This window comes from Roseateles sp. Mitsp63 (assembly GCF_059491535.1).
Genome location: NZ_CP168509.1, coordinates 2,381,834 through 2,404,225 on the forward strand (window position 1 = coordinate 2,381,834; position 22,392 = coordinate 2,404,225).

Genomic DNA, 22,392 nt, shown 5'->3' on the forward strand with positions numbered 1-22,392 from the left:
GGCGCGGGGAGGCCTCAGTTCGAGGCCGAGGGGCTGATCAGCGCGTCGTCGCCGGGCGGCGGCGCCTCGGGCTGCGCGGGCTCGCGCACCACGGTGACGGTGCAGGCGCACTGGGTCACGACCTGCGTCGACACGCTGCCCAGATAGCGCCGCATCAGCGAGCTGGCGCGCGCGCCCATCACGACATGGTCGACGCCGGTCTTGCCGGCGAACTCCACCAGCGCGTCGGCGGCATCGGGCGCCTCCAGCACGTGGAAGGTCAGCCGGCCGTCCTCGAGCGCGAGCTCGCGCGTCATCGGATGGGCCCAGTTCTTCAGCGCGATCAGCTGCTGCACGTGATGGCTGCGCCCCTGCGCGTCGGTGAGTTCGTCCATGCCGATGCGGTTGGTCTTCATCACGCCCACGCAGGCCAGCCGCGCGCCGGGCTCGGTCTGCATCAGGCGCCGCACGACCTCGCGCAACTCCTCGAGCAACGCGGGCGTGGCGCCCTGCACGTCGACGGCGGCCATGATCACGGGACTGCGCGCGAGCTGCGCGCCCGCCGACGCCGGCGCATCCGGCTCCTCGCCCAGCGCCAGGAACCAGCGCTTGAAGCGCCGCACCAGGCCGCTGCGCTGCAGCTTGTGCGCGCGCGCCGTCAGCGGCACCGCGTCGGGCCGCTGCAAGTCGAGCGCGAGCTGGGCGGCGCTCTGGTAGCGGCGCTCGGCGCGGACCTCCAGGCAGTGCAGCACGATCTCCTGGAACCACGGCGGCAGCTCGGGCCGGATCGCGCGCGGCGGGATCGGCTCGACGTAGAGCCGCCGCCGCAGCTGCCGCACCGACAGCGGCTGGCCGAACGGGCGCTCGCCGGTGGACAGGTGGTAGAGCATCACGCCCAGCGCGAACAGGTCGCTGCGCGGGTCGTTGCGGACGAACTGCACCTGCTCCGGCGACATGTAGGGACCGGTGCCCATCGGCAGCGAGAACTCTTCCTCGAGCAGGTCGGGCAGGAAGTCGTGGCGCGACAGGCCGAAGTCCACCAGCACCACGCTGCCGTCGGGGCGCAGCAGGATGTTGCTGGGCTTGATGTCCAGGTGGACCAGATGCTGGCGGTGCAGGTCGGTGAGCGCATGCGCGACCTGGATGCCGATCTCCACGACCTCCACCAGCGGCAGCGGCGCCTGGTCCAGGCGCGGGCGCAGGCTGTCGCCCTCGATGCGCTCCATCACGATGTAGGCCTGGCGGCGCCAGTCGCCGCGCGCGACGAAGCGCGGCACGTGCGGCCCCTTGAGCGCAGGCATCAGCATCTGCTCGACCTCGAAGCCGACGATGGTGGCCGGGTCCTCGCCGCCCTTGATGCGGGGGACCTTCATGATCAGCGGGAAGTCCTCGCCGGGGACCGGCGTCTCGCGCCGCACCTGCCAGAGGTTGGCCATGCCGCCCTGGTGCAGCCGTGCCTCGAGCACGAAGCCGTCCAGCACCTGGCCGGGCTGCAGCGGCGTGGTGATCGGGCTCGGCGAGGGCGTGGCGGCGGCCGGAGCGGCGTCGTTCATCGAGTCAGCGGCCGGCGACGAGGCGTTGCGCCAGGCGGTCCGCCAGTCCGGCGGGCAGGCCGGGCGCGGCGCGCAGCCCGGCGGCGGCGGCTTCGACATCGTAGGGGACGCGCTGGAAGGTGAGCTCCTCGCTGTCGTGGTCGAACAGCGCGTAGGCCGCGGCCGGGTTGCCGTCGCGGGGTTGGCCGCAGGCGCCGGGGATGACCAGCCACTGCCGGTTGGGCAGCAGCGGGATCGGCACGCCGGGCTGCGGCTTGAAGTCGCCCGCCTTGCCGGTGCCCGACAGGTGGTAGAGCATCGGCTCGTGCATGTGGCCGCAGAAGGTGTAGCGGCACTCGGTCGCGTGCAGGCTGCGCATCGCCTCCAGCCGCCCCTGCACGTAGGCGAAGCCGGCCGGGTCGAAGGCGTTGGCGTGGACGTAAAGGCAGTCGTCCTCCTCCTCGGACATCGGCAGCGAGGCGAGGAAGGCGAGCTGGTCGTTGTTCAGGCGCGAGCGGGTCCAGGCGATGGCGGCGCGGGCGTCCTCGTTCATCGTCGGACGCGGGCCCTGGGTCACGCCCAGGTCATGGTTGCCGGCGACCGCGATCGCGCCTTCGGCCCGCAGCGCCCGCACCTGGTCGACCACCCAGCCCGGATCGCTGCCGTAGCCGACGTAGTCCCCCAGCAGCGCGAAATGCGCGACGCCTTGCTGCCGGGCATGGCCGATGACGGCCTCGAAGGCCTGCCGGTTGGCGTGCAGGTCGGAGATCAGAGCGGTTTTCATGTGATCGGCAAGCATGCCACGCGTGGCTGACGGCAGGCTTCGTGGGAATACGAAGACGAAGGCGAAGGCGAAGGGCGTGACGGCGGCGCGACGTCCAGAGCCATTGGAGCGTAATCCCAGACAGGGTACTCCCCCGAACCGGAGGGGCGATCCCCCTTCGGATGGGCGATGAATGGCGGGAGACGCGGGTTTCACGCGTTGTGGCCGGGGTTGCCTTTGCTAATCTGGCCGGCGACATGGACGCGAATGGCGATGGGCGGACCCCGGCGCCGTGGCGTCTCTGCGCACGGGAGCACACCAGATGACGACCTTGGAACGCGGGTGGAAGGGCAGGCGCGTGCGCTGGCGGGCGGGCCTGTGGATGGCCATGGCGGCGCTGGCCGGGGAGGCGGCGCGGGCGGAGTGCTCGCGGCCGATCCGCGTGCCGGTGGCGCCGATCGGGATGAGCGTGGTCGTCTCGGGCGGGGAGGTCAGCGGCGTGTATCCGGACGTGCTGCGCAGGATTTCGTCCGAGACGGGTTGCCAGTTCGAGTTCGTGGTCGTGCCGCGGGCCCGCGTGGAGGCGATGTTCGCCAGCGGCGGCGGGGATCTGCTGGCGCCCGCGACACGCACCTCGCAGCGCGACCCGTACGGCGAGTTCGTGCCGCTGATGAAGGCGCGGGCGATGCTGATCTCGCTCGGCGCGGACCGGGCGCCCGTGGAGAGTCTGGCCGAACTGGCCGAGCGCCGCGAACTGCGCGTGGCGGTGGTGCGCGGCTTCGACTACGGCGAGCCCTATCAGCAGTTGCTCAAGCAGTTGAAGGCGCAGCGCCGGCTGGTGGTCGAGGCCGACCCGGCGGCGGTGGTGCGCGCGCTGGACCGCAACCTGGCGGACGTGACGCTGATGGCGCCGTCGATCCTGGCCGGCACGCTGCTGCAGGACTCGAAGACGCGGCCGCTGCTGGACCGGCTGCGGCTGGAGGCGATCGCGGAGCTGGGCTGGACCGACAGCGGGATCTATCTGTCGCGGCAGTTGCCGGCCAGGGACCGCGAGGTGCTGGGCGAAGCGATGGAGCGCAACGCCCGCTCCGGCGCGGTGTGGAAGGCCGTGCAGAAGCATTACCCGGCGGGCTCGTATGAAGAGGGGTTGAAGGCGATCGCGGTGGGGAGGTAGCTGCCGCGTCGCGCATGCAACAAGGCCCGCATCGAGCGGGCCTTGTCGTGTGTCGTCAGCGGGCAGGGCGCTCAGCCGATGCGCCCCAGCAGCAGGTACTCCATCAGCGCCTTCTGCACGTGCATGCGGTTCTCCGCTTCATCCCAGACCACCGACTGCGGCCCATCGATCACGTCGGCCGTGACCTCCTCGCCGCGGTGCGCCGGCAGGCAGTGCATGAACAGCGCGTCCGGCTTGGCCACCGCCATCATGGCCGCATCGACACGCCAATCCACGAACGCCGCGCGACGCGCCTCGTTCTCGGCCTCGTAGCCCATGCTGGTCCAGACGTCCGTCGTCACCAGGTCCGCGCCGCGGCAGGCTTCCTTCGGGTCCTTGAAGACCTTGTAGCAGCCCGTGTCCTTCACGCCCGCGACCGCCGGGTCGATCTCGTAGCCGCTCGGCGTGCTGACGTGCACCGTGAAGCCCAGGATCTCCGCCGCCTGCAGCCAGGTGTTGGCCATGTTGTTGCCGTCACCGACCCAGGCCACCACGCGTCCCTTCAGGCAGTCCATGTCGATCGCGCCGCGGCGGTCCATGCCGCGCTGCTCGATGAAGGTGAACAGGTCCGCCAGGATCTGGCACGGGTGGTACTCGTTTGTCAGCCCGTTGATCACCGGCACCCGCGAGTGCGCGGCGAAGCGCTCCAGCTTGGTCTGCTCGTAGGTGCGGATCATCACGATGTCGACCATGCGGCTGATCACGCGCGCGCTGTCCTCGATCGGCTCGGCCCGTCCCAACTGGCTGTCGCCGGTGGTCAGGTGCACCACCGAGCCGCCCATCTGGTACATGCCCGCCTCGAAGCTCACGCGGGTGCGCGTCGAGGCCTTCTCGAAGATCATCGCCAGCGTGCGGTCCTGCAGCGGCTGGTACTTCTCGTAGTTCTTGAAGCGCCGCTTGATGATCGACGCCCGCTCGAAGAGATGGCCGTACTCCTCGGCGCGCAGGTCCTTGAACTGCAGGTAATGACGCATCAGCGTGTTCCCCGGCTTCATGGCGCGGACGCCGGTTGACCCAGGAAGGCCTTCACCAGCGGCACCAGGCGCTCGGCGATCTCGGCGGCCTCGGCGCTGGTCAGGATCAGCGGCGGCACCAGGCGGATGACCTTGTCGGCCGTCACGCTCAGCAGCAGCCCCGCGTCCATCGCCTGCGTCAGCAGCACGCCGCACGGCCGGTCCAGTTCGATGCCCAGCATCAGGCCGTGGCCGCGCACCTCGACGACACCGGCCACGCCGGCCAGGCCGTGCTCGATCGCGGCTTTCAGCTCCGCGCCGACGGTCGCGGCGTTGGCCAGCAGGCCATCCTCTTCCATCACGGCCAGCGTCTCGACGCCGGCGCGCATCGCCAGCGGGTTGCCGCCGAAGGTGGTGCCGTGGTTGCCGGGTCCGAAGACCTTGGCGGCGCGGTCGCCGCACACCACCGCGCCGATCGGCACGCCCGAGCCCAGGCCCTTGGCCAGCGGCATCACGTCCGGCACGATGCCGGCCCACTGGTGCGCGAACCACTTGCCGGTGCGGCCGATGCCGCATTGCACCTCGTCCAGCATCAGCAGCAGGTCGTGCTCGTCGCACAGCTTGCGCAGGTCCTTCAGGAAGTCGATGCGCGCCGGGTTGATGCCGCCTTCGCCCTGGATGGTCTCCAGGAAGATGGCCGTCACGCCCGGATGCTCGGCGATCGCCTTGCGCAGCGCGCCGATGTCGTTCAGCGGCACGCGGACGAAGCCCGGCACCAGCGGACCGAAGCCGGCCTGCACCTTCGGGTTGCCGGTGGCCGACAGCGTCGCGATCGAGCGGCCGTGGAAGGCCTTCTCGAAGACGATGACCTCGGGGTTGTCGTTGCCGCGGTCATGGCCGAACTTGCGGGCGATCTTCAGCGCCGCCTCGTTCGCCTCCAGGCCGGAATTGCAGAAGAACACGTTGGTCAGGCCGGACAGCGCGCAGAGCCTGGCCGCCAGCGTCTCCTGCAGCGGGACGTGGTAGTAGTTGCTGGTGTGGATCAGCTTGCCCACCTGGTCCCGCAGCGCCGCCACCAGCCTCGGATGGTTGTGTCCGAGCGTGTTGACGGCGATCCCGCCGAGGCCGTCCAGGTATCGTCGGCCGGCCGTGTCCCACACCCAGGCGCCTTCGCCGTGCGACAGGGCGATCGGCAGGCGGCCGTAGGTTTGCATCACATGGGGTTCGGTCGGGGCGGCGAACGAGGAGTCCGGGGCGTTCATCAAGTCTCCAAAGTGGTGGAGGGTGGAGGAAAGGAGCGATCGATTCTACGGGTCGACCCTGGTGGACGAGGAGATTCCTCCTGGACAGCCAGCGCAGCCACGCTGACCAGCGGGCGAGCAGAAGTCCGTGCGTGCTGCGCCGCAACACATCCAGGGCACAATAGCGGTTTTGCCTGCCGCGGTTGACCTTCGTCAAAGGAGTGTCACGTCCGCCGCAGCCGGGACGCAGACCGAGTAGCCAATGACTGAGCAGCCCAAGCCGCGAGAAGTGTTCATCCAGGGAATCACCACGGATGGTCGCACCTTCCGCCCGAGCGACTGGGCCGAACGTCTGGCGGGTGCCATGTCCTGCTTTCGTCCCGGCGGCACCCGCAGCGGCCGCGACGCCTACCTCGGCTACTCCCCCTACTGCGTGCCGCGCGTGGTCAACGGGGTCAAGTGCGTCATCGTCAACGAGGCGCTGAAGTCGGTCGAGCCGATGGCCTGGGACTTCGTCATGAACTTCGCCCGCGACAACAAGCTGCAGGTCGTCGATGCCTGCCTGCTGCCCGACGGGCGCGAATCGGGCAAGGCCTGAGTCCCTTCCCGTTCCCCTGAAGGGGTGAGACGGCTGGCCCGATCGGGCCATCGCGTGGAATCGCCGCTGCGCCTACGCTTGCAGGTTCGCTGCGACATCCCGACCGGGCCGCCGACATGGCTGTCTTCACCGCCGAAGCGGCCCCGCGGGCCGCCGCCGTCCTGCCGGAATTGCAGGAGCTGCTGCGCCTGATCGACCAGGGCGAGCCGATGGTCCGTGCACGCGAACTCGCGACGGTCTCCACCGCAGGCGGCGAACTGCCGGTGATCGGCGTGACGCTCGGCAATCCCGATCCCTGCGTGCCGGCGCTCGCCTTCATCGGGGGCGTGCATGGGCTGGAGCGCATTGGCGCGCAGGTGGTGCTGGCCTACCTCGGCAGCCTGGTGCGGCGCCTGCGCTGGGACTCGAGCCTGCATCAGCAGCTCGAGTCGCTGCGGCTGGTCTTCCTGCCGGTCGTCAACCCGGGCGGCGTGCTGGCCGGTTCCCGCGCCAATCCGCAGGGCGTCGACCTGATGCGCAACGCGCCGCAGGATGCCGAGCACGGTGTGCCGTTCCTGATCGGCGGGCATCGCCTGACACGCCGGCTGCCGTACTTCCGGGGCGCGCCGGGCGCGCCGATGCAGGTCGAGAGCGACGCGCTGTGCCGCTTCGTGCGGGACGAGCTGCTGGGGCGGCCGGTGTCGGTCTCGATCGACTTCCACAGCGGCTTCGGGTTGCGCGACCGGATCTGGTTCCCGTATGCGCGCAGCCGGCGGCCGATGCGGCATCTGGCGGAGGTGCACGCGCTGTGCGAGGTCCTGGACCAGTGCCTGTCGCCGCACCCCTATGTGATGGAGCCGCAGAGCCAGCATTACCTGACCCATGGCGACCTCTGGGACCACCTGTACGACGAGTCGCTCACCCTCGATCGAGGGATCTTCCTGCCGATGACGCTCGAAATGGGGTCATGGCTGTGGGTCAAGAAAAATCCCCGGCAGCTACTCTCCCGGCACGGCATGTTCAACCCGCTGATCGAACATCGACAACAGCGCGTGTTGAGACGGCACATGGCTTGGATGGACTTCATGACTCGCGCGACGCAGAGCGCGTTCCGGTGGCTGCCGGGGCCGGACACACGAATCGATCACGGGGAGCAGGCGTTGATCCGCTGGTATCGGAGGAGTTTCCGATGAGCGAGCACACCTGGGTGCTGTTGCGGGGCTTGACCCGCGAGAGCGCCCATTGGGGTGATTTCCCGGCGCGGCTGCAGCGGGCGCTGCTGGTCCAGCAGCCGGGGGCCCGGCTCGAGCTGCTCGACCTTCCGGGCAATGGCGACAAGCATCGCCAGAGCAGTCCGACGCATGTCGACGCGATGATGGAGGATTGCCGCGCCGAGCTGGCCCGGCGCGGCGTGCCGCCGCCGTACCAGGTGCTGGCGATGTCGCTGGGCGCGATGGTGGCGAGCGAGTGGGCGGCGCGCCATCCGCGGGAGCTCGACGGCATCGTGCTGATCAACACCAGCCTGCGGCCGTTCAGCGCGTTCTTCCGCCGCTTGCGGCCGTCGAACTACTGGACCTTGCTGATGCTGAGCCTGACGCGCCTGAGCCTGCGCCGGCGCGAGGCCAAGGTGTTGCAGATGACGACCCGCCTGCAGCGTGAGCCGGACCGGGTGATTGACACCTGGGTGTCGATCCAGCGCCGTCATCCGGTGCGGCGGCGCAACGCGCTGCGCCAACTGCTGGCGGCCGCACGCTATCGTGCCAGCCTGGCCAAGCCCGAGCCGCCGATGCTGCTGCTCTGCAGCCTGGGAGACACGCTGGTCGACTGGCGCTGCTCGCAGGCCATCAGCCGCGCCTGGGGTGCGCCGCTGCGTCTGCACAAGCACGCGGGGCATGACCTGCCCCTGGACGATGGTGACTGGGTCGCACGCAACGTCGTGGATTGGCTCCACGTGCGCGAGGTAGTAGGCCAGATCACCACCCCGATGCCGCTCTGATTCCGATGTACCAGGACCGCAGCTCCGAGCGGCTTCGGGTTGGGATGCAGAGCTAGGCGCGGACCGGAGCCATAGCGGTGCTATGGCGAGGATTCGCAACGACGCTATGCGCCCAACCCGAAGCCGCTCGGAGCTGCGGGAACGAAAAAGCCCGCCGGGCGGCGGGCTTTTCGTGCACCAGAGCTGGATTTTGGCTATCAGGCGGCCAGCGCCTTGATCTTGGCGGACAGGCGGCTCTTATGACGAGCAGCCTTGTTCTTGTGGAAGATGCCCTTGTCGGCGACGGAGTCGATGACGGGCTGAGCGGTCTTGAACAGGTCGGCGGCCTTGGCCTTGTCACCCGTGACGATCGCCTTTTGCACGTTCTTGATGACCGTGCGGAACTTCGAACGCAGCGCCGAGTTGGCGGCATTCAGCTTGACGTCTTGACGTGCGCGCTTGCGGCCCGAGGCCAGACGCACGGTTTTCTTCTTGGCTTTGGAAGAGCTTGCCATTGTCTTATGGGTCCAGTTGGTGCAAAGACGGCGAGTATAGCAGCCAGGAATTGAAAAACCAAATCCGAGGGATTGCGGCGCGCACGGACACCCATAATGCGCGGTCGCCCGCCGGGCGTGCCCGACCGTCTGCTGAATGAATCTGCTGCGCACTGCCTCCCTGGTTTCGGTTTTCACGCTGTTGTCCCGCATCACCGGGCTGGCCCGCGAACAGATGGTGGCGGGGCTGTTCGGCGCGAATGCGATGACCGACGCCTACAACGTGGCGTTCCGCATCCCCAACATGCTGCGGCGGCTGTTCGCCGAGGGTGCGTTCTCCCAGGCCTTCGTGCCCGCGCTGGCGGCCGCCCGTGCGCGCGATGGCGACGCGGCCACGCACAGCCTGATCGATGCCGTCGCCACCGTGCTGCTGTGGGCGCTGCTGGCGACCTGCGTGATCGGCGTGGTCGGCGCGCCGGTGCTGGTCTGGGCCCTGGGCGCGGGCCTCTCGGCCGATGCCCACGAGGCCGCCGTCGTCATGACGCGCTGGATGTTCCCGTACATCGGCTTCATGTCGCTGGTGGCCTTGTCGGCCGGCGTCCTGAATACCTGGAAGCGCTTCATCGTGCCGGCCATCACGCCGGTGCTGCTGAACCTGGCCTCGATCGCGGCCGGCTACGGCCTGGGGCCGGTGCTGGGCCGGCATGGCTACGAGCCGATCTACTCCCTGGCCGTCGGCGTGATGATCGGCGGCGTGCTGCAGCTCGCGGTGCAGGTGCCGGCGCTGCTCAGGCTCGGCCTGATGCCGCGGTTCTCGCTGAGCTGGAGCGGCCTGCGCCGCGCCCTCGCCGATGAGGGTGTCCGCCACGTGCTGCGCAAGATGGGGCCGGCGCTGCTGGGGGTGGGCGTGGCGCAGCTGTCGCTGCTGATCAACACGCAGATCGCGATCTCGGTCGGGGAGGGCGCCGCCTCGTGGCTGACCTACGCGGACCGGCTGATGGAATTCCCCACCGCGCTGCTGGGCGTCGCACTGGGCGTCGTGCTGACGCCGCAGCTCGCGGCCAGCCAGGCCAAGGGCGACACCGCGCACTACTCGGGCCTGCTGGACTGGGGCCTGCGCCTGACGCTGCTGCTGGCGCTGCCCTGCGCGGTCGCGCTGCTGGTCTTCGCCGAGCCGCTGGTGGCGGTGCTCTATCAGCGCGGCGCCTTCCATGCCGCCGACGTCGCCCACACCGCCCGCGCGGTGATGGGCTACGGCCTGGGCCTGATGGGGCTGGTCGCGATCAAGGTGCTGGCGCCCGGCTTCTACGCGCGGCAGGACACGCGCACGCCGGTGCGCATCGCCGTCGGCGTGCTGGTGCTGACGCAGGTCTTCAACGCGATCTTCGTGTTCGGGCTGAAGATCGGCGTCGCCGGGCTGTCGCTGTCGATCGGCCTGGGCGCGGTCGTCAATGCGTGGCTGCTCCTGCGCGGACTGCGCTTGCGCGGCAGCTACACGCCCGAGGCGGGCTGGCCGATGTTCCTCGCGCGCGTCGCCGTCGCGAGCGCCGCGATGGGCGCGCTGCAATGGTGGCTGGCCGGCCACTTCGACTGGGTCGGCGGACGTGGCGGGCAGTTCGAGCTCACGCGGGCCGGCTGGATGGTGTTGAGCCTGGGCGGCTCGGCGCTGCTGTACTTCGGCGTGCTGCTGCTGTCGGGCCTGAATCTGCGCCAGTTCGCGCGCCGGGCCTGAGTCCGCGCCGCGTGTTCCCGGCCATGCCGAAAGCGTAGACTCGGCGCATGAGTTCGCCCTTGCAGTGGACGGTGCCGTCGGCGCTGGATTATTTCTCGATGCTGGTTGCCGACGACGACACGCTCAACTTGGCCGAGGCCGCCACCGCGATCGCGCTGGACGACGTGCCCCGGCTGGACGTGCAGCAGGTGATGGCGGAGCTGGACCGCCTTGGCGAGCGGCTGCGCCTGCGGCTGCCGGCCGACGCGCCGCCCAGCCACCGGCTGCGCATGCTCAACCAGTACTTCCACGGCGAGCTCGGCTTCGCGGGCAACGTCAACGACTACTACGCCGTCGGCAACAGCTACATCCATCAGGTGCTGGCCACGCGCCGCGGTATTCCCATCACGCTGGCCATCGTCTACATGGAGCTGGCCTCGCATGTCGGCCTGCGGGTGAAGGGCGTCAGCTTCCCGGGCCACTTCCTGATGAAGCTGCGGCTGCCGCAGGGCGAGGTGGTGCTGGACCCGTTCAGCGGGCGCTCGCTGGGACGGGGCGAGCTCGACGAGTTCCTCAGCCCCTGGCGGGAGCGCGCCGAGCTGATGCCGCAGGAGCCGATGTCGCTGGATGCCTTCCTGGGCTCGGCCTCGCCGCGCCAGATCCTGGCGCGGATGCTGCGCAACCTGAAGCAGATCCATACCGACCGGCACGATCTGCCGCGGCTGCTGGCCGTGCAGCGCAAGCTGGTGGCGCTGCTGCCCCAGGACCGGCTCGAGCAGCTCGAGCTCGACCAATGCCTGCAGCAGATCCGCGACGCCGGCGGCGGGCCCGCGACCCGGCATTGACAGTCCGGCGCCGGACGATTCCTCCTCGCCTCCCCACCTTGGGGGGCGCTTCGTCCGAAGGGCGTCAAGTCGTGCCGCTTAGAATCCCCCACTTCCTGAGGGGATGCCCCCGCTCCGCGGCCGTTGAGTGCCCCCCTCCATCCAACGCTGAAGTGGTTTGAAGCAGATTCCGCTGTCGCTCGGTCCCGAGCCCGACTACACCTTTGACACGCTCCTCACCGGCGCCAATACCGCGGCCCTCACGCATGTGTTGGGGCTGGGCGGGGGCTCGCCGCCGGTGTTCCTGTGGGGCCCGCCCGGCAGCGGCAAGACGCACCTGCTGCGCGCGCTCGCGCAGCACTGGCAACAGGCCGGCGCGCAGGTGGGCTGGTACGACGCCGACCCGCCGCTCCCCTGGGAGCTGCCCACCCACCCCAGCCTGCTGCTGCTGGACGACACGCAGCGCTTCGACGCCGGCCAGCAGCACGCGGCCTTCGCGCTGTTCGTCGAGGCCGCGACGCTGGGCCTGGCGGTCGTCTCCACCGGCACCGCGCCGCCCATCGACCTGGCGCTGCGCGAGGACCTGCGCACCCGGCTCGGCTGGGGCCCGACCTTCGCGCTGCAGCCGCTGTCCGAGAACGAGGTCCGCGCCGTGCTGCGCCGCGAGGCCGACCGCCGCGGCATTGCGCTGGCCGACGACGTGATCGACTACCTGCTCAACCGCTACGCCCGCGATCTCAAGCATCTGATGACGCTGCTGGACGGGCTGGACGAGTTCGCGCTGGCCAGCAAGCGCGCCGTCACCGTGCCGCTGCTGCGCCAGATGCTCGCCGACCAGGGGGCGCTCGCCTAGGCGCCACCGGTTGCAACGATTTCAAGCTTTTTCAAGGACTCGCGACGTGGACCTGACCCTGTTCGACCTCGACGGCACGCTGATCCCGCAGGACTCCGACCACGCCTTCGGCGGTTACATGGTGGACATCGGCTGGGCCGACGGCGCCGCCTGGGCCGCCCGCAACGACGAGTTCTATGCCCAGTACCAGCGCGGCGCGCTCGACCTGGACGAGTACGTCGAGTTCGCCACCTCCGTCTGGCGCGCCCGCCCGCTGGCCCAGGCCGAGGCCGCCCGCGAGGCCTTCATGGCCCGGATCATCGCGCCGATGTTGCGCGACAATGCGCGCGCGCTGGTGCGGCGCCACCTCGACGCCGGGGACCTGGTGGCCGTGGTGACCGCCACCAATGAATTCGTGACCGCGCCGATCGCCAAGGCCTTCGGCGTCGACCACCTGATCGCGGTGCAGTTGGAGCGCGATGCGGCGGGCGCCTTCACCGGGCGCGTGCGCGGGACCCCGTCCTTCCAGGCGGGCAAGATCGTGCGCGTGAACGAATGGCTCGCGGACCTGGGCCGGCGCTGGGAGGATTTCGAGCGCGTGCATTTCTACAGCGACTCGATGAACGACCTGCCGCTGCTGGAGCGGGTCAGCCATCCGGTGGCGACCAATCCGACCGCGGCCCTCGAGGCGCTGGCGCGCGAGCGCGGCTGGCCAATATTGAAGCTCTTCGAATGATTAAAAAACTGATCAACAAGCTCTTGGGCAAGCCCGAGGGGACCGCCACGCCGCTGGGCAAGCGGGTGGAGATCGCCGCCGAGGAGCACCGCATCGACCCGGCCCTGCTCGACGAGCGCGGCGTCAAGGTCGTCAAGGGGCTGTCCGACGCGGGCTTCGAGGCCTACATCGTCGGCGGCGCGGTGCGCGACCTGTTGCTGGGCCGGCGGCCCAAGGACTTCGACGTCGCCACCGACGCCACGCCCGAGCAGGTCAAGAACCAGTTCCGCCGCGCCTTCATCATCGGCCGGCGCTTCCGCATCGTCCACGTCGTCTATGGCCGCGGCCGCGAGCACGAGGTCATCGAGGTCTCGACCTTCCGCGCGCTGCTCAAGGAGGACGATGCCGAGCAGGTGCAGGGCAACGAGAAGACGTCCAAGGGTGCGCTGGAGGGCAAGTCGCATGTCGTCGACGCGTCCGGCCGGGTGCTGCGCGACAACGTCTGGGGCCCGCAGATCGAGGACGCCGCGCGCCGCGACTTCACCGTCAACGCGATGTACTACGACCCGCAGCGCGAGCTGGTGGTCGATTACCACGGCGGCCTGGCCGATGCGCGCAAGAAGGTGCTGCGCATGATCGGCGACCCCGAGACCCGCTATCGCGAGGATCCGGTGCGCATCCTGCGCGCGGTGCGTTTCGCCGCCAAGCTGGGCTTCACGATCGAGCCCAAGACCCGCGCCCCGATCGCGGCGATGGCGCCGCTGCTCGCCAACGTGCCGCTGTCGCGGATGTTCGACGAGATGATCAAGATGCTGCAGACCGGCCACGCGCTGGCCAGCATCGAGGAACTGAGCAAGCAGGGTCTGTCGCGCGGCGTGTTCCCGATCCTGGATGCGGTGCTCGACAAGGATGGCCGGCTGCCGGAGAACGTGCATGGCAAGTTCGTCCGGCTGGCGCTGGAGGACACCGACAAGCGGGTGGCCGAAGGCCGCTCGGTGGCGCCGAGCTTCATGCTCGCCTGCATGCTGTGGGGCGAGGTCCAGCAGCGCTGGAAGCGTCTGGTCGATGGCGGCGAGGGCCCGGTGCCGGCGCTGCAGCAGGCGATCGACCTGGTCTTCGACGCGCGCGTGGGCGACATCTCGGGCCGCGGCAAGCTGGCCGCGGACATGCGCGAGATCTGGATGATGCAGCCGCGCTTCGAGCGCCGCACCGGCAGCGGTCCGCACCGCCTGATCGAGCAGCCGCGCTATCGCGCGGGCTTCGACTTCCTGGCGCTGCGCGCCGAGGCCGGCGAGATCGATCCGGCGCTGGCCGACTGGTGGGAGGACTTCGCGCTGGGCAGCGAGGACGACCGCCGCGCGCTGCTCGATCAGGCGCGCGAGACGCAGCGCCAGGGCGGTCCGCGCAGCAAGCCCAAGGCGGGCGGCGGCCGCGTGCACGCGGTGCCGCGCGGCGCCGTCAGCGGCGAGTCGGCCGCGGCGCTGCCGCTCGATCCGGCCGCCGTGGACGGTGAGGGCGGGGAGGGCGGTGAGGGCGCCGCGCCCAACCCGGCCAAGAAGCGCCGGCGCCGCCGCAAGCCCAGGACCGCGGGCGGCGGCGAGTCATCGGACGCGCCGGCGGGCGCCTCTTCCGGCGACGAATGAACACGGCCTACGTCGGCCTGGGCGCCAACCTCGGCGACCTGCGGTGCACGCTGGAGGCGGCGCTGGCCGACCTCGCCGACGTCCAGGGGCTCGAGCTCGACGCCGTGTCGAGCGCCTGGCGCAGCGCGCCGGTTGGCTGCGACGGCCCCGACTATCTCAATGCGGTCGCGCGCGTGCGCACGGGCCTGGCGCCGCTGGCCCTGCTCGACGCGCTCCAGGCCATCGAGCAGCGCCACGGGCGCGAGCGGCCCTATGTCAACGCGCCGCGCACGCTCGACCTCGACCTGTTGCTTTACGGCGATGAGACGCTCGCGCTCGAGCGTCTGACCGTGCCTCATCCGAGGCTGCATCAGCGCGCCTTCGTCCTGAAGCCCTTGCTGGAACTCGATCCGGCGTTGAGCGCGCCGGGACTCGGCGCGCTGCGGAGCCACCTGCCCGGCGTCGCCGCCCAGGCGATCGCGCGCGAGGACGAGCCGTTGCGCCGGCCCCATGGCCCGTTCGGGCCCCAGGCCGCTACACTTGCCGGTTTTCCGTGACGCGGAAATGAACCATTTGTGACGATCCGGCGTGGATCGCACGGCGCGGAGCCTCCCCATGTTTTTCGGCAAGCTGCTGCCCCGAGAGGGCAATTTTTTTGAACTGTTCAATGAGCACGGCACGCAGATCGTCGAAGGCGCGCGCGCCTTCATGCTCATGATCCAGAACTACAACGACCTGACGCTGCGCGAGAAATACGCCGCCGAGGTCGACAAGGCCGAGCACCACGCCGACCGCATCACCGCCGAGGTGAACCGGCTGCTGCACCGGACCTTCATCACGCCGATCGACCGCGAGCAGATCCACGGCCTGATCAACGCGATGGACGACATCCTGGACCTGCTGCAGGACTCGACCGAGACGATGCAGCTCTACGACGTGCGCTCCATCCCCGAGGAAGTGCTGCGCCTGGGCGAGCTGTCGGCCAAGTGCTGCGAACGCGTCAAGCATGCCGTCACGCTGCTGCCCAAGCTGAGCGAGCCGCAGACCGCCGAGGCCGCCATCAAGGCCTGCGAGGAGATCGACAAGCTCGAGTCCGACGCCGACCGCGTGATGCGCGCCGCGATGTCCAAGCTGTTCCGCGAGCAGGAGGACGTGCGCGAGCTGATCAAGCTCAAGGCGATCTACGAGCAGCTCGAGTCGATCTCCGACCGCTGCGAGGACGTCGCCAACCTGATCGAGGGCATCGTCCTCGAGAACTCCTGATCCTGCGGACCGTTAGGAGCTTCTCCCATGGGAACGATGCAGGTGGCCTTCTGGGTCGTGGCCATGCTCGTGGTGCTGGCCGTGCTGTTCGACTTCATGAACGGCTTCCACGACGCGGCCAACTCGATCGCGACAGTCGTCTCGACCGGCGTGCTCAAGCCGCAGCAGGCGGTGCTGTTCGCGGCCTTCTTCAACGTGATCGCGGTGCTGTTCTTCGAGCTGAAGGTGGCGGCGACGATCGGCAAGGGGTCGATCGATCCGGGCATCGTCGATCACCACGTGATCTTCGGCGCGCTGATCGGCGCCATCGCCTGGAACGTGATCACGTGGTTCTACGGCATTCCGTCGAGCTCGTCGCACGCGCTGATCGGCGGCCTGGTCGGCGCGGCGATCGCCAAGGCGGGCACCAAGGGCCTGATCATGAGCGGCATCGGCAAGACCGTGCTGTTCATCTTCGTGTCGCCGCTGCTGGGCTTCCTGCTCGGCTCGCTGCTGATGGTGGCGGTGGCCTGGCTGTTCCGCCGCAGCTCGCCGCTGCGCGTGGACAACTGGTTCCGCCGGCTGCAGCTGGTCTCGGCCGGCCTGTACAGCCTGGGCCACGGCGGCAACGACGCGCAGAAGACCATCGGCCTGATCTGGATGCTGCTGATCGCCTCGGGCTACGCCGGCGCCGGTGAACACGCGCCGCCGACCTGGGTCATCGTGGTCTGCTATCTGGCGATCGGCATGGGCACGATGTTCGGCGGCTGGCGCATCGTCCGCACGATGGGCCAGAAGATCACCAAGCTCAAGCCCGTCGGCGGCTTCTGCGCCGAAACCGGTGGCGCCATCACGCTGTTCCTGGCCACGGCGCTCGGGGTGCCGGTGTCGACGACGCACACGATCACCGGCGCCATCGTCGGCGTGGGGTCGACGCAGCGCGCCTCGTCGGTGCGCTGGGGCGTCGCCGGCAACATCGTCTGGGCCTGGATCTTCACGATCCCGGCGTCGGCGTTCATCGGCGGGCTGTTCTACTGGATCAGCTTCACGGTGTTCTGAGCGGGGCCCGCGGGCAGTCGCTGCCCGAGGGGCTCGTCGCCAATCCTCGCCGCTACTGCCGCTGTTGCCGCTACTGGCTGATCTCGCGCGCGGCTTCGACCTGCGATTCGAAGTAGCGCTGCGCGGAGAAGGCGATCGTCGCCATCAGGCATGCGCCGCCGACCATCAGGCAGGCGATGACGCCGAGGATCGGCAACCAGCCGGTCTTGCGCACCGGTTGGCCGGGGTTGAAGCGCTCGGCCCAGCGCTCGTCGGACATCAGCCCATAGACGATACCGGCCAGCATGCTCTGCGCGAGCATCAAGCCCAGCAAGGGAATCAGGAACCAGGCGGTGACGTCGTCCTGGCCGAGCGTGTCCATGCGGTGCACGCCGTAGAGTCCCAGCAGCGTGGGCAGCGGATGCAGCCAGCCGAGGCGGTCGCCGAATCCGTGCAGATAGAAGCGATGCGCCCCAAGGCTGCCCAGCGCGAAGCTCAGCCAGGTGGCGACGGCCTTGGACTTGGGTGCCGCCGGAGCGCCGGCGCCCGGGGCGGCGGCGCTCATGCGGAGGGAGTGGCGGACGGAGTGGTGGAGGCGGCGGGCGTGGCGGCCGGCGAGGGCGCCGCGGCGGCGCCGGTGGGCGAACTGGTGTCGCCCTGTCCCAGCTGACGCTGCATCAGCACGACGTCCAGCCACTTGCCGAACTTCCAGCCGGCGGACTTCATGACGCCGATGTCCTCGAAGCCCTGGGCGCGATGCACGCCGATCGATCCGAGGTTCTGCGAATCGCCGATCACCGCGACCATCTGGCGCGCGCCGGCGGCCTCGCAGCGGGCGATCAGCTCGGCCAGCAGCAGCCGGCCGACGCCCTGGCCCTGGGCCTGCGGCGAGAGGTAGATCGAATCCTCGACGAAGTAGCGATAGGCCAGGCGGGGGCGGAAATAGTTGGCGTACGCGAAGCCCAGCACCTGTCCGTCACGCTCGGCGACCAGGTAGGGCAGGCTGCGGCTGAGGACCTCGGTGCGGCGGCGGGCCATCTCGGCGCGGTCCGGCACGTCGGTCTCGAAGGTGCCGGTGCCGTGCAGCACCGCATGTTCGTAGATCTGCTGGATCGTGGCGATATCGCCTTCCAGGCTGGGGCGGATCAGGAGAGGGGCGGAACTGCTGGTGGTCGTCGTCATTGGAGGAGGAGGACAAAGCGTCAAGAGCGAGTTTATAATGCCGGGTTTTGGCGCTGGCCCCTGGGTGTGGCTGTCAGGCTTCGAAGCTTCCTGATCCGAAGTTTCCGGGGCGATGGACGGACCGGGGGTGTATCTACGGCGCCAGCTTCCGGCTCTTTGTGGGGATTCGATGCGCGACACACGCGCTCCCTGACGAAGATGACCGATTCAACTCTGCTTGCCCGCTGTGTGTCCCTGTGGTGCGGTGGAACGCCAAAAGACTGAAGGATAGATCATGGTCGTGATTCGACTCTCCCGCGGTGGCTCCAAGAAGCGTCCGTTCTACAACCTCGTCGTGACCGACAGCCGCAACCGCCGTGACGGCCGCTTCATCGAGCGCGTCGGTTTCTACAACCCGGTGGCTTCCGGCAATGCCGAAGGCCTGCGCATCGCCCAGGACCGCGTGTCGTACTGGGTTGGTGTTGGCGCCCAGCTGTCGCCCGCCGTCGCCCGCCTGGTCGACGTGGCCAAGAAGGCCGTCGCCCCCGCCGCTGCCGCGGCGGCCTGATTCGTCGACGGATTCCCATCGATGAAGCAGACGCCCGATGACGTGGTCGAGAGTTCTTCGGTCTTTCCGGAGGACGCCATCGAAGTCGGGCGCGTGCTGGACGCCTGGGGCATCAAGGGCTGGCTGAAGATCCTCAGTCACTCCGCCGATGCCCAGGCGCTTTTTTCTTCCCGCCGCTGGTTCCTGAAACCCAGCGAGAAGGCCCTGCCGGGCAAGCCGCACGTCGTGCCGCCCGTGCTCAAGATCCTGTCGGTCCGCGATCACGCGGACGGGATCGTCGCCCAGGCCGAGGGCATTGCCGACCGCAACGGCGCCGAAGCGCTGAAGGGCGCCCGGATCTTCGTCTCGCGCAGCACCTTCCCCGATGCCGGAGAGGACGAGTACTACTGGGTCGACCTGATCGGCATGTCGGTCATCAACAAGGATGGCAAGACGCTGGGTGAGGTGGCCGACCTGATCGACACCGGCCCGCACTGCGTGCTGCGCATCGTCCCCGCTGGCATGACCGCGCCGGTGAAGCCGGACGAGGAAATCCTGATCCCGTTCGTGAATGCGTTTGTCGGCACCGTCGACAAGGCGGCGAAGACCATCGCCGTCGACTGGGACACCGACTACTGAAGCCGCCGGGCCCGCACGCCCATGCGCTTCGACATCCTCACCCTCTTTCCCGAGCTCTTCGATCCCTTCCTGCGGGTCGGCGTGACGCGTCGCGCGTACGAGAGCCGGCAGGTCGACGTGCGCCTGTGGCAGCTGCGCGACTTCGCCGAGGACAACTACCGCCGTGTCGATGACCGCCCGTTCGGCGGCGGTCCGGGCATGGTGATGCTGGCCGCGCCGCTGGAGCGTGCGCTGGCCGCGGTGAAGGCCGACCGCGCGGCCGCGGCGCCGGGCGCGCCGGCGGTGATCCACTTCAGTCCCACCGGGCGCAGGCTCGACCAGGCGCTGGTCCAGGAACTCGCGCGAGGCGAGGGCGCCATCCTGCTCTGCGGCCGCTACGAAGGCATCGACCAGCGCGTGCTGGACCGCCACGTGACGATGGAAATCAGCCTGGGCGATTTCGTGCTCTCCGGCGGCGAACTGCCGGCGCTGGCAATGCTGGATGCGTTGACGCGCCTGCAGGAGGGTGTGCTGAACGACGCCGCGTCGCACCAGCAGGACAGCTTCTCGGACGGGCTGCTCGACTGCCCGCATTTCAGCCGTCCCGAGGTGCTGGACACGGCCGAGGGCCCTTTGCCGGTGCCGCCGGTGCTGCTGTCGGGCCACCACGCGGAGATCGCGCGCTGGCGCCGCGAGCAGTCGCTGGCGTTGACGCTGCGCCGCCGGCCGGAGCTGATCGAGGCCGCGCGCCGCGACGGCCGGCTCGACAAGAAGGACGAGAAATTCCTGGCGTCGCTGGCGGGTGCCGCCGTGCGCAAACCAGACGGCGTTTGACGATCGACCATCCGCGTCTATAATCGCCGGTTTTTCCGATCCTCTACCGGGTTGATGGGGCAAGGGCAGTACAGGACCACGGTCCAAGGTGCTGTTGGTTGAATCCCCACGCGGGCGGCGCTCAAGAACTCCTTCGAAAGCGGCCAGTCCTGGAATCATCCTGATTCACGCCGGCAATGATCACCAGGAGATCCTCGTGAATCTGATCCAGACCCTCGAGCAAGAAGAAATTGCTCGCCTGAACAAGACCATCCCCGCTTTCGCCCCCGGCGACACGGTGATCGTGAACGTGAACGTCGTCGAAGGCACCCGCAAGCGCGTGCAGGCCTACGAAGGCGTCGTGATTGCCCGCCGCAATCGCGGTCTGAACTCCAACTTCATCGTCCGCAAGATCTCGAGCGGCGAAGGCGTTGAGCGCACGTTCCAGCTGTACAGCCCGCTGATCGCCTCGATCGAAGTGAAGCGCCGCGGTGATGTCCGCCGCGCCAAGCTGTACTACCTGCGTGAGCGTTCGGGCAAGTCGGCGCGCATCAAGGAAAAGCTGTCCTTCAAGGCCGCCGAATAATCCTCGGCATGCGCCCCTCTCAAAGCCGCTCCAAGGCCCTGCCCGGAGCGGCTTTGTCGTTTCCGGCGTCCAATCGGGGCTTGGCTTCCCGAGCCCCCACGACCAGGTCCGCCACCGCGGACGCACGCCCCGCATGTCGACGCCTCCTCCCAGCCGTTCCGCCATCAAGGATCCCCGCGTTGTTCCCGTCGTCGGTACCGATGCCCATCTGCCCGCCGTCGCGCGCGAGCGCCTGACGCCGGACTGGCTGCGCGACCGCTTCCTGCATCCGCCGGCGGTGGCGCCGGAGATCCCCGGCGACGGCGGCCTGTTTCCCGGCCGCACGACGACGCAGGCGGCCGTGCTGGTGCCGCTGGTGCAGCGCGCCGAAGGCCTGCAGGTGCTGCTGACGCAGCGCACCGCGCACCTGCGCGACCATGCCGGGCAGGTCAGCTTTCCCGGCGGCCGGGCCGAGCCCGAGGACGGTTCCCCCGAACGCACCGCGCTGCGCGAGGCGCACGAGGAGATCGGCCTGGACGAGCGCCATGTCGACCTGATCGGCCAGCTGCCGGTCTACCGCACGGTGACGGCCTACGAGGTCACGCCGGTGGTCGCGCTGATCCGCCCGGGCTTCTCGCTGCGGCTGGACGCCTTCGAGGTGGCCGAGGCCTTCGAGGTCCCGCTCGAGTTCCTGATGAATCCCGCGCACCACCAGCGCCACAGCTTCGAGTACGACATGCCCGGCATGACCGGCGACGATGGCGGGCCCTTGAAGGGCCGGCGGCAGTTCCTGTCGATGCCCTGGACGGGGCCAGGTCTTGCGGTCTCCAACGCGGATCCCGGCGTGGGCCTGACGCCCGCCGAGCCGAAGGAGTTCTTCATCTGGGGCGCGACCGCCGCGATGTTGCGCAATCTCTACCGCTTCCTCCAGGGCTGACACTCCCTGCTGCGAGGGTGTGGCGGGCCGCTATCATCCCGGGCCATGAACTTCTTCGCGGTCTTGCTGGCGCTGGTGTGCGAGCAGCTCAAGCCTCTGCCGCACGGGAATCCGGTCCACCAAGGCATGATCGCCTGGGTGCGCTGGACCGGGCGCAACTTCGACGCGGGACGGTCGCATCACGCGGCCGTCGTGTGGACGATCACCGTCGTCGGCCCGGCGCTGCTGGTCGGCGCGATCTACGCGCTGGTGCGGCCCTACAGCCTGCTGCTGTCGCTGGCGCTGGACGTGCTGGTGCTCTACCTGACGCTGGGCTTCCGCCAGTTCAGCCACTACTTCACCGACATCCGTGACGCGCTCGAGCGCGGTGACGAGCTCGAGGCCCGCCGCCTGCTAGCCGAGTGGCGCCACCTCGACGCCAGCGAGCTGCCGCGCACCGAGCTGCTGCGCCATGTGCTGGAGCACTCGCTGCTGGCGGCGCACCGGCATGTCTTCGGCGTGTTCTTCTGGTTCGTGCTGTTCTCGACGCTGGGCCTGGGCCCGGCCGGCGCGGTGCTGTACCGGATGGCCGAATTCGCCGGCCGCTACTGGGCCTTCAAGAGCCGCACGCTGGACGCGCCGACCAACGAGCGGCTGATGGAGCTCTCGCGCAAGCTGTTCGGCATGATCGACCACATCCCGGCGCGCCTGACCGCGACGGGTTTCGCGATCGTGGGCAATTTCGAGGAGGCCGTCAGCGCCTGGCGCCGCGATGCGGCGCTCTGGGCCCATGACAACGAGGGCATCATCCTGGCCTCGGCCGCGGGCGCCGTCGGCGTGCAGCTGGGCGGCAGCGCCGCGCCGGGCGTGACGCCGGACCGCAGCAAGACCTTCGAGTCCGGCGGCGACATGGACGCCACCCGCGCCGAGGGCTCCACCGGCGGCGTGCCGCCGCAGCTGGGCCACCTGCAGAGCGTGGTGGGTCTGGTCTGGCGCTCGGTGGTGCTGTGGATGATGCTGCTGGCGCTGCTGACGCTGGCGAACCTCGTCGGCTGAGCGCC

At 69.4% G+C, this 22,392-nt stretch carries 25 protein-coding genes; 18 read left to right on the plus strand and 7 right to left on the minus strand.

The window, feature by feature from the left end:
- Window positions 1–14: 14 nt before the first annotated feature.
- A complete protein-coding gene (locus ACEN96_RS10505; RefSeq protein WP_495587960.1) occupies window positions 15–1,631 on the minus strand; it encodes a protein kinase domain-containing protein in 1,617 nt (538 codons plus the stop codon).
- Window positions 1,537–2,295 carry a metallophosphoesterase family protein gene (locus ACEN96_RS10510; protein WP_495587961.1) on the minus strand — a complete coding sequence of 253 codons (759 nt, stop codon included), beginning with the start codon at window positions 2,293–2,295 and terminating at the stop codon, window positions 1,537–1,539. Before ACEN96_RS10510 ends, ACEN96_RS10505 begins: the two co-directional genes overlap by 95 nt.
- Before the next feature lie 301 nt (window positions 2,296–2,596).
- On the opposite strand from ACEN96_RS10510, the gene ACEN96_RS10515 reads away from it, so the two are divergent.
- Entirely contained in the window at window positions 2,597–3,448 is an 852-nt protein-coding gene (locus tag ACEN96_RS10515; protein WP_495587962.1) for a substrate-binding periplasmic protein, read from the plus strand.
- 71 nt (window positions 3,449–3,519) lie between these two features.
- On the opposite strand, the gene argF is transcribed toward ACEN96_RS10515, so the two are convergent.
- Together argF and ACEN96_RS10525 are read right to left on the minus strand one after the other, a co-directional pair.
- Window positions 3,520–4,482, minus strand: a complete 963-nt coding sequence (argF, locus tag ACEN96_RS10520) for an ornithine carbamoyltransferase (protein ID WP_495587963.1) — start codon at window positions 4,480–4,482, stop codon at window positions 3,520–3,522.
- Window positions 4,479–5,702: an aspartate aminotransferase family protein gene (locus ACEN96_RS10525; RefSeq protein ID WP_495587964.1), complete on the minus strand. Its 1,224-nt coding sequence runs from the start codon at window positions 5,700–5,702 to the stop codon at window positions 4,479–4,481. The genes argF and ACEN96_RS10525 overlap by 4 nt, the downstream gene beginning before the upstream one ends.
- 241 nt (window positions 5,703–5,943) lie before the next feature.
- Here ACEN96_RS10525 and ACEN96_RS10530 point away from each other — a divergent pair, with 241 nt between their 5' ends.
- The 3 genes from ACEN96_RS10530 (at window position 5,944) to ACEN96_RS10540 (ending at window position 8,254) form a co-directional block, all read left to right on the plus strand.
- Complete coding sequence (locus tag ACEN96_RS10530) at window positions 5,944–6,279, plus strand: DUF3579 domain-containing protein (RefSeq protein WP_091723465.1); 336 nt, start codon at window positions 5,944–5,946, stop codon at window positions 6,277–6,279.
- 116 nt (window positions 6,280–6,395) lie between these two features.
- Complete coding sequence (locus ACEN96_RS10535; protein ID WP_495587965.1) at window positions 6,396–7,451, plus strand: M14 family zinc carboxypeptidase; 1,056 nt, start codon at window positions 6,396–6,398, stop codon at window positions 7,449–7,451.
- Window positions 7,448–8,254, plus strand: a complete 807-nt coding sequence (locus ACEN96_RS10540; protein WP_495587966.1) for an alpha/beta fold hydrolase — start codon at window positions 7,448–7,450, stop codon at window positions 8,252–8,254. The genes ACEN96_RS10535 and ACEN96_RS10540 overlap by 4 nt, the downstream gene beginning before the upstream one ends.
- Window positions 8,255–8,451: 197 nt before the next feature.
- On the opposite strand, the gene rpsT is transcribed toward ACEN96_RS10540, so the two are convergent.
- Window positions 8,452–8,748, minus strand: coding sequence for a 30S ribosomal protein S20 (gene rpsT, locus ACEN96_RS10545; RefSeq protein WP_067066702.1), 297 nt, complete (start codon window positions 8,746–8,748; stop codon window positions 8,452–8,454).
- Between the two features lie 136 nt (window positions 8,749–8,884).
- Between rpsT and murJ the strand changes: the two genes are divergently transcribed.
- The 8 genes from murJ to ACEN96_RS10585 all read left to right on the plus strand — a co-directional run bounded on the left by murJ (window position 8,885) and on the right by ACEN96_RS10585 (window position 16,732).
- The gene (gene murJ / locus ACEN96_RS10550) at window positions 8,885–10,459 is read left to right on the plus strand and encodes a murein biosynthesis integral membrane protein MurJ (RefSeq protein WP_495587967.1); all 1,575 of its coding nucleotides are present in this window, start codon (window positions 8,885–8,887) and stop codon (window positions 10,457–10,459) included.
- Between the two features lie 47 nt (window positions 10,460–10,506).
- On the plus strand, window positions 10,507–11,283 hold the full coding sequence (locus ACEN96_RS10555) for a SirB1 family protein (protein WP_495587968.1): 777 nt from the start codon (window positions 10,507–10,509) through the stop codon (window positions 11,281–11,283).
- Between the two features lie 157 nt (window positions 11,284–11,440).
- Window positions 11,441–12,115: an HdaA/DnaA family protein gene (locus tag ACEN96_RS10560; RefSeq protein ID WP_495587969.1), complete on the plus strand. Its 675-nt coding sequence runs from the start codon at window positions 11,441–11,443 to the stop codon at window positions 12,113–12,115.
- Window positions 12,116–12,161: 46 nt separating this feature from the next.
- Complete coding sequence (locus ACEN96_RS10565) at window positions 12,162–12,830, plus strand: histidinol-phosphatase (RefSeq protein ID WP_495587970.1); 669 nt, start codon at window positions 12,162–12,164, stop codon at window positions 12,828–12,830.
- Window positions 12,827–14,452, plus strand: a complete 1,626-nt coding sequence (gene pcnB, locus ACEN96_RS10570; protein ID WP_495587971.1) for a polynucleotide adenylyltransferase PcnB — start codon at window positions 12,827–12,829, stop codon at window positions 14,450–14,452. Before ACEN96_RS10565 ends, pcnB begins: the two co-directional genes overlap by 4 nt.
- Window positions 14,449–14,988 carry a 2-amino-4-hydroxy-6-hydroxymethyldihydropteridine diphosphokinase gene (gene folK / locus ACEN96_RS10575; protein ID WP_495587972.1) on the plus strand — a complete coding sequence of 180 codons (540 nt, stop codon included), beginning with the start codon at window positions 14,449–14,451 and terminating at the stop codon, window positions 14,986–14,988. Before pcnB ends, folK begins: the two co-directional genes overlap by 4 nt.
- Before the next feature lie 58 nt (window positions 14,989–15,046).
- Complete coding sequence (locus ACEN96_RS10580; protein WP_495587973.1) at window positions 15,047–15,694, plus strand: DUF47 domain-containing protein; 648 nt, start codon at window positions 15,047–15,049, stop codon at window positions 15,692–15,694.
- A 27-nt stretch (window positions 15,695–15,721) separates the two neighbouring features.
- Window positions 15,722–16,732 carry an inorganic phosphate transporter gene (locus tag ACEN96_RS10585; protein ID WP_495587974.1) on the plus strand — a complete coding sequence of 337 codons (1,011 nt, stop codon included), beginning with the start codon at window positions 15,722–15,724 and terminating at the stop codon, window positions 16,730–16,732.
- Window positions 16,733–16,802: 70 nt separating this feature from the next.
- Here ACEN96_RS10585 and ACEN96_RS10590 read toward each other — a convergent pair whose 3' ends face one another.
- Window positions 16,803–17,276, minus strand: coding sequence for an NINE protein (locus ACEN96_RS10590; RefSeq protein ID WP_495587975.1), 474 nt, complete (start codon window positions 17,274–17,276; stop codon window positions 16,803–16,805).
- The gene (locus ACEN96_RS10595; protein WP_495587976.1) at window positions 17,273–17,893 is read right to left on the minus strand and encodes a GNAT family N-acetyltransferase; all 621 of its coding nucleotides are present in this window, start codon (window positions 17,891–17,893) and stop codon (window positions 17,273–17,275) included. The genes ACEN96_RS10590 and ACEN96_RS10595 overlap by 4 nt, the downstream gene beginning before the upstream one ends.
- 274 nt (window positions 17,894–18,167) lie before the next feature.
- Here ACEN96_RS10595 and rpsP point away from each other — a divergent pair, with 274 nt between their 5' ends.
- The 6 genes from rpsP to ACEN96_RS10625 all read left to right on the plus strand — a co-directional run bounded on the left by rpsP (window position 18,168) and on the right by ACEN96_RS10625 (window position 22,387).
- Window positions 18,168–18,440, plus strand: a complete 273-nt coding sequence (gene rpsP / locus ACEN96_RS10600) for a 30S ribosomal protein S16 (RefSeq protein WP_495587977.1) — start codon at window positions 18,168–18,170, stop codon at window positions 18,438–18,440.
- 21 nt (window positions 18,441–18,461) lie between these two features.
- Complete coding sequence (rimM, locus tag ACEN96_RS10605) at window positions 18,462–19,058, plus strand: ribosome maturation factor RimM (RefSeq protein WP_495587978.1); 597 nt, start codon at window positions 18,462–18,464, stop codon at window positions 19,056–19,058.
- Between the two features lie 21 nt (window positions 19,059–19,079).
- Entirely contained in the window at window positions 19,080–19,871 is a 792-nt protein-coding gene (trmD, locus tag ACEN96_RS10610) for a tRNA (guanosine(37)-N1)-methyltransferase TrmD (RefSeq protein WP_495587979.1), read from the plus strand.
- Window positions 19,872–20,067: 196 nt separating this feature from the next.
- On the plus strand, window positions 20,068–20,436 hold the full coding sequence (rplS, locus tag ACEN96_RS10615; RefSeq protein ID WP_091723501.1) for a 50S ribosomal protein L19: 369 nt from the start codon (window positions 20,068–20,070) through the stop codon (window positions 20,434–20,436).
- Between the two features lie 133 nt (window positions 20,437–20,569).
- Complete coding sequence (locus ACEN96_RS10620) at window positions 20,570–21,352, plus strand: NUDIX hydrolase (protein ID WP_495587980.1); 783 nt, start codon at window positions 20,570–20,572, stop codon at window positions 21,350–21,352.
- Window positions 21,353–21,397: 45 nt separating this feature from the next.
- Window positions 21,398–22,387: a CobD/CbiB family protein gene (locus tag ACEN96_RS10625; protein WP_343642492.1), complete on the plus strand. Its 990-nt coding sequence runs from the start codon at window positions 21,398–21,400 to the stop codon at window positions 22,385–22,387.
- Window positions 22,388–22,392 lie beyond the last annotated feature (5 nt).

What these genes read in the sequence shown, in the direction of transcription:
- ACEN96_RS10595 (WP_495587976.1), bottom strand. Translation starts at nt 17,893, where the DNA reads ATGACGACGACCACCAGCAGTTCCGCCCCTCTCCTGATCCGCCCCAGC.
- pcnB (WP_495587971.1), top strand. Translation starts at nt 12,827, where the DNA reads ATGATTAAAAAACTGATCAACAAGCTCTTGGGCAAGCCCGAGGGGACC.
- ACEN96_RS10535 (WP_495587965.1), top strand. Translation starts at nt 6,396, where the DNA reads ATGGCTGTCTTCACCGCCGAAGCGGCCCCGCGGGCCGCCGCCGTCCTG.
- ACEN96_RS10625 (WP_343642492.1), top strand. Translation starts at nt 21,398, where the DNA reads ATGAACTTCTTCGCGGTCTTGCTGGCGCTGGTGTGCGAGCAGCTCAAG.
- ACEN96_RS10580 (WP_495587973.1), top strand. Translation starts at nt 15,047, where the DNA reads ATGTTTTTCGGCAAGCTGCTGCCCCGAGAGGGCAATTTTTTTGAACTG.
- ACEN96_RS10525 (WP_495587964.1), bottom strand. Translation starts at nt 5,702, where the DNA reads ATGAACGCCCCGGACTCCTCGTTCGCCGCCCCGACCGAACCCCATGTG.
- ACEN96_RS10505 (WP_495587960.1), bottom strand. Translation starts at nt 1,631, where the DNA reads ATGTCGAAGCCGCCGCCGCCGGGCTGCGCGCCGCGCCCGGCCTGCCCG.
- ACEN96_RS10620 (WP_495587980.1), top strand. Translation starts at nt 20,570, where the DNA reads ATGTCGACGCCTCCTCCCAGCCGTTCCGCCATCAAGGATCCCCGCGTT.
- rimM (WP_495587978.1), top strand. Translation starts at nt 18,462, where the DNA reads ATGAAGCAGACGCCCGATGACGTGGTCGAGAGTTCTTCGGTCTTTCCG.
- ACEN96_RS10585 (WP_495587974.1), top strand. Translation starts at nt 15,722, where the DNA reads ATGGGAACGATGCAGGTGGCCTTCTGGGTCGTGGCCATGCTCGTGGTG.
- folK (WP_495587972.1), top strand. Translation starts at nt 14,449, where the DNA reads ATGAACACGGCCTACGTCGGCCTGGGCGCCAACCTCGGCGACCTGCGG.
- murJ (WP_495587967.1), top strand. Translation starts at nt 8,885, where the DNA reads ATGAATCTGCTGCGCACTGCCTCCCTGGTTTCGGTTTTCACGCTGTTG.
- ACEN96_RS10515 (WP_495587962.1), top strand. Translation starts at nt 2,597, where the DNA reads ATGACGACCTTGGAACGCGGGTGGAAGGGCAGGCGCGTGCGCTGGCGG.
- ACEN96_RS10555 (WP_495587968.1), top strand. Translation starts at nt 10,507, where the DNA reads ATGAGTTCGCCCTTGCAGTGGACGGTGCCGTCGGCGCTGGATTATTTC.
- rpsP (WP_495587977.1), top strand. Translation starts at nt 18,168, where the DNA reads ATGGTCGTGATTCGACTCTCCCGCGGTGGCTCCAAGAAGCGTCCGTTC.
- ACEN96_RS10590 (WP_495587975.1), bottom strand. Translation starts at nt 17,276, where the DNA reads ATGAGCGCCGCCGCCCCGGGCGCCGGCGCTCCGGCGGCACCCAAGTCC.
- trmD (WP_495587979.1), top strand. Translation starts at nt 19,080, where the DNA reads ATGCGCTTCGACATCCTCACCCTCTTTCCCGAGCTCTTCGATCCCTTC.
- rpsT (WP_067066702.1), bottom strand. Translation starts at nt 8,748, where the DNA reads ATGGCAAGCTCTTCCAAAGCCAAGAAGAAAACCGTGCGTCTGGCCTCG.
- argF (WP_495587963.1), bottom strand. Translation starts at nt 4,482, where the DNA reads ATGAAGCCGGGGAACACGCTGATGCGTCATTACCTGCAGTTCAAGGAC.
- ACEN96_RS10540 (WP_495587966.1), top strand. Translation starts at nt 7,448, where the DNA reads ATGAGCGAGCACACCTGGGTGCTGTTGCGGGGCTTGACCCGCGAGAGC.
- ACEN96_RS10530 (WP_091723465.1), top strand. Translation starts at nt 5,944, where the DNA reads ATGACTGAGCAGCCCAAGCCGCGAGAAGTGTTCATCCAGGGAATCACC.
- ACEN96_RS10510 (WP_495587961.1), bottom strand. Translation starts at nt 2,295, where the DNA reads ATGAAAACCGCTCTGATCTCCGACCTGCACGCCAACCGGCAGGCCTTC.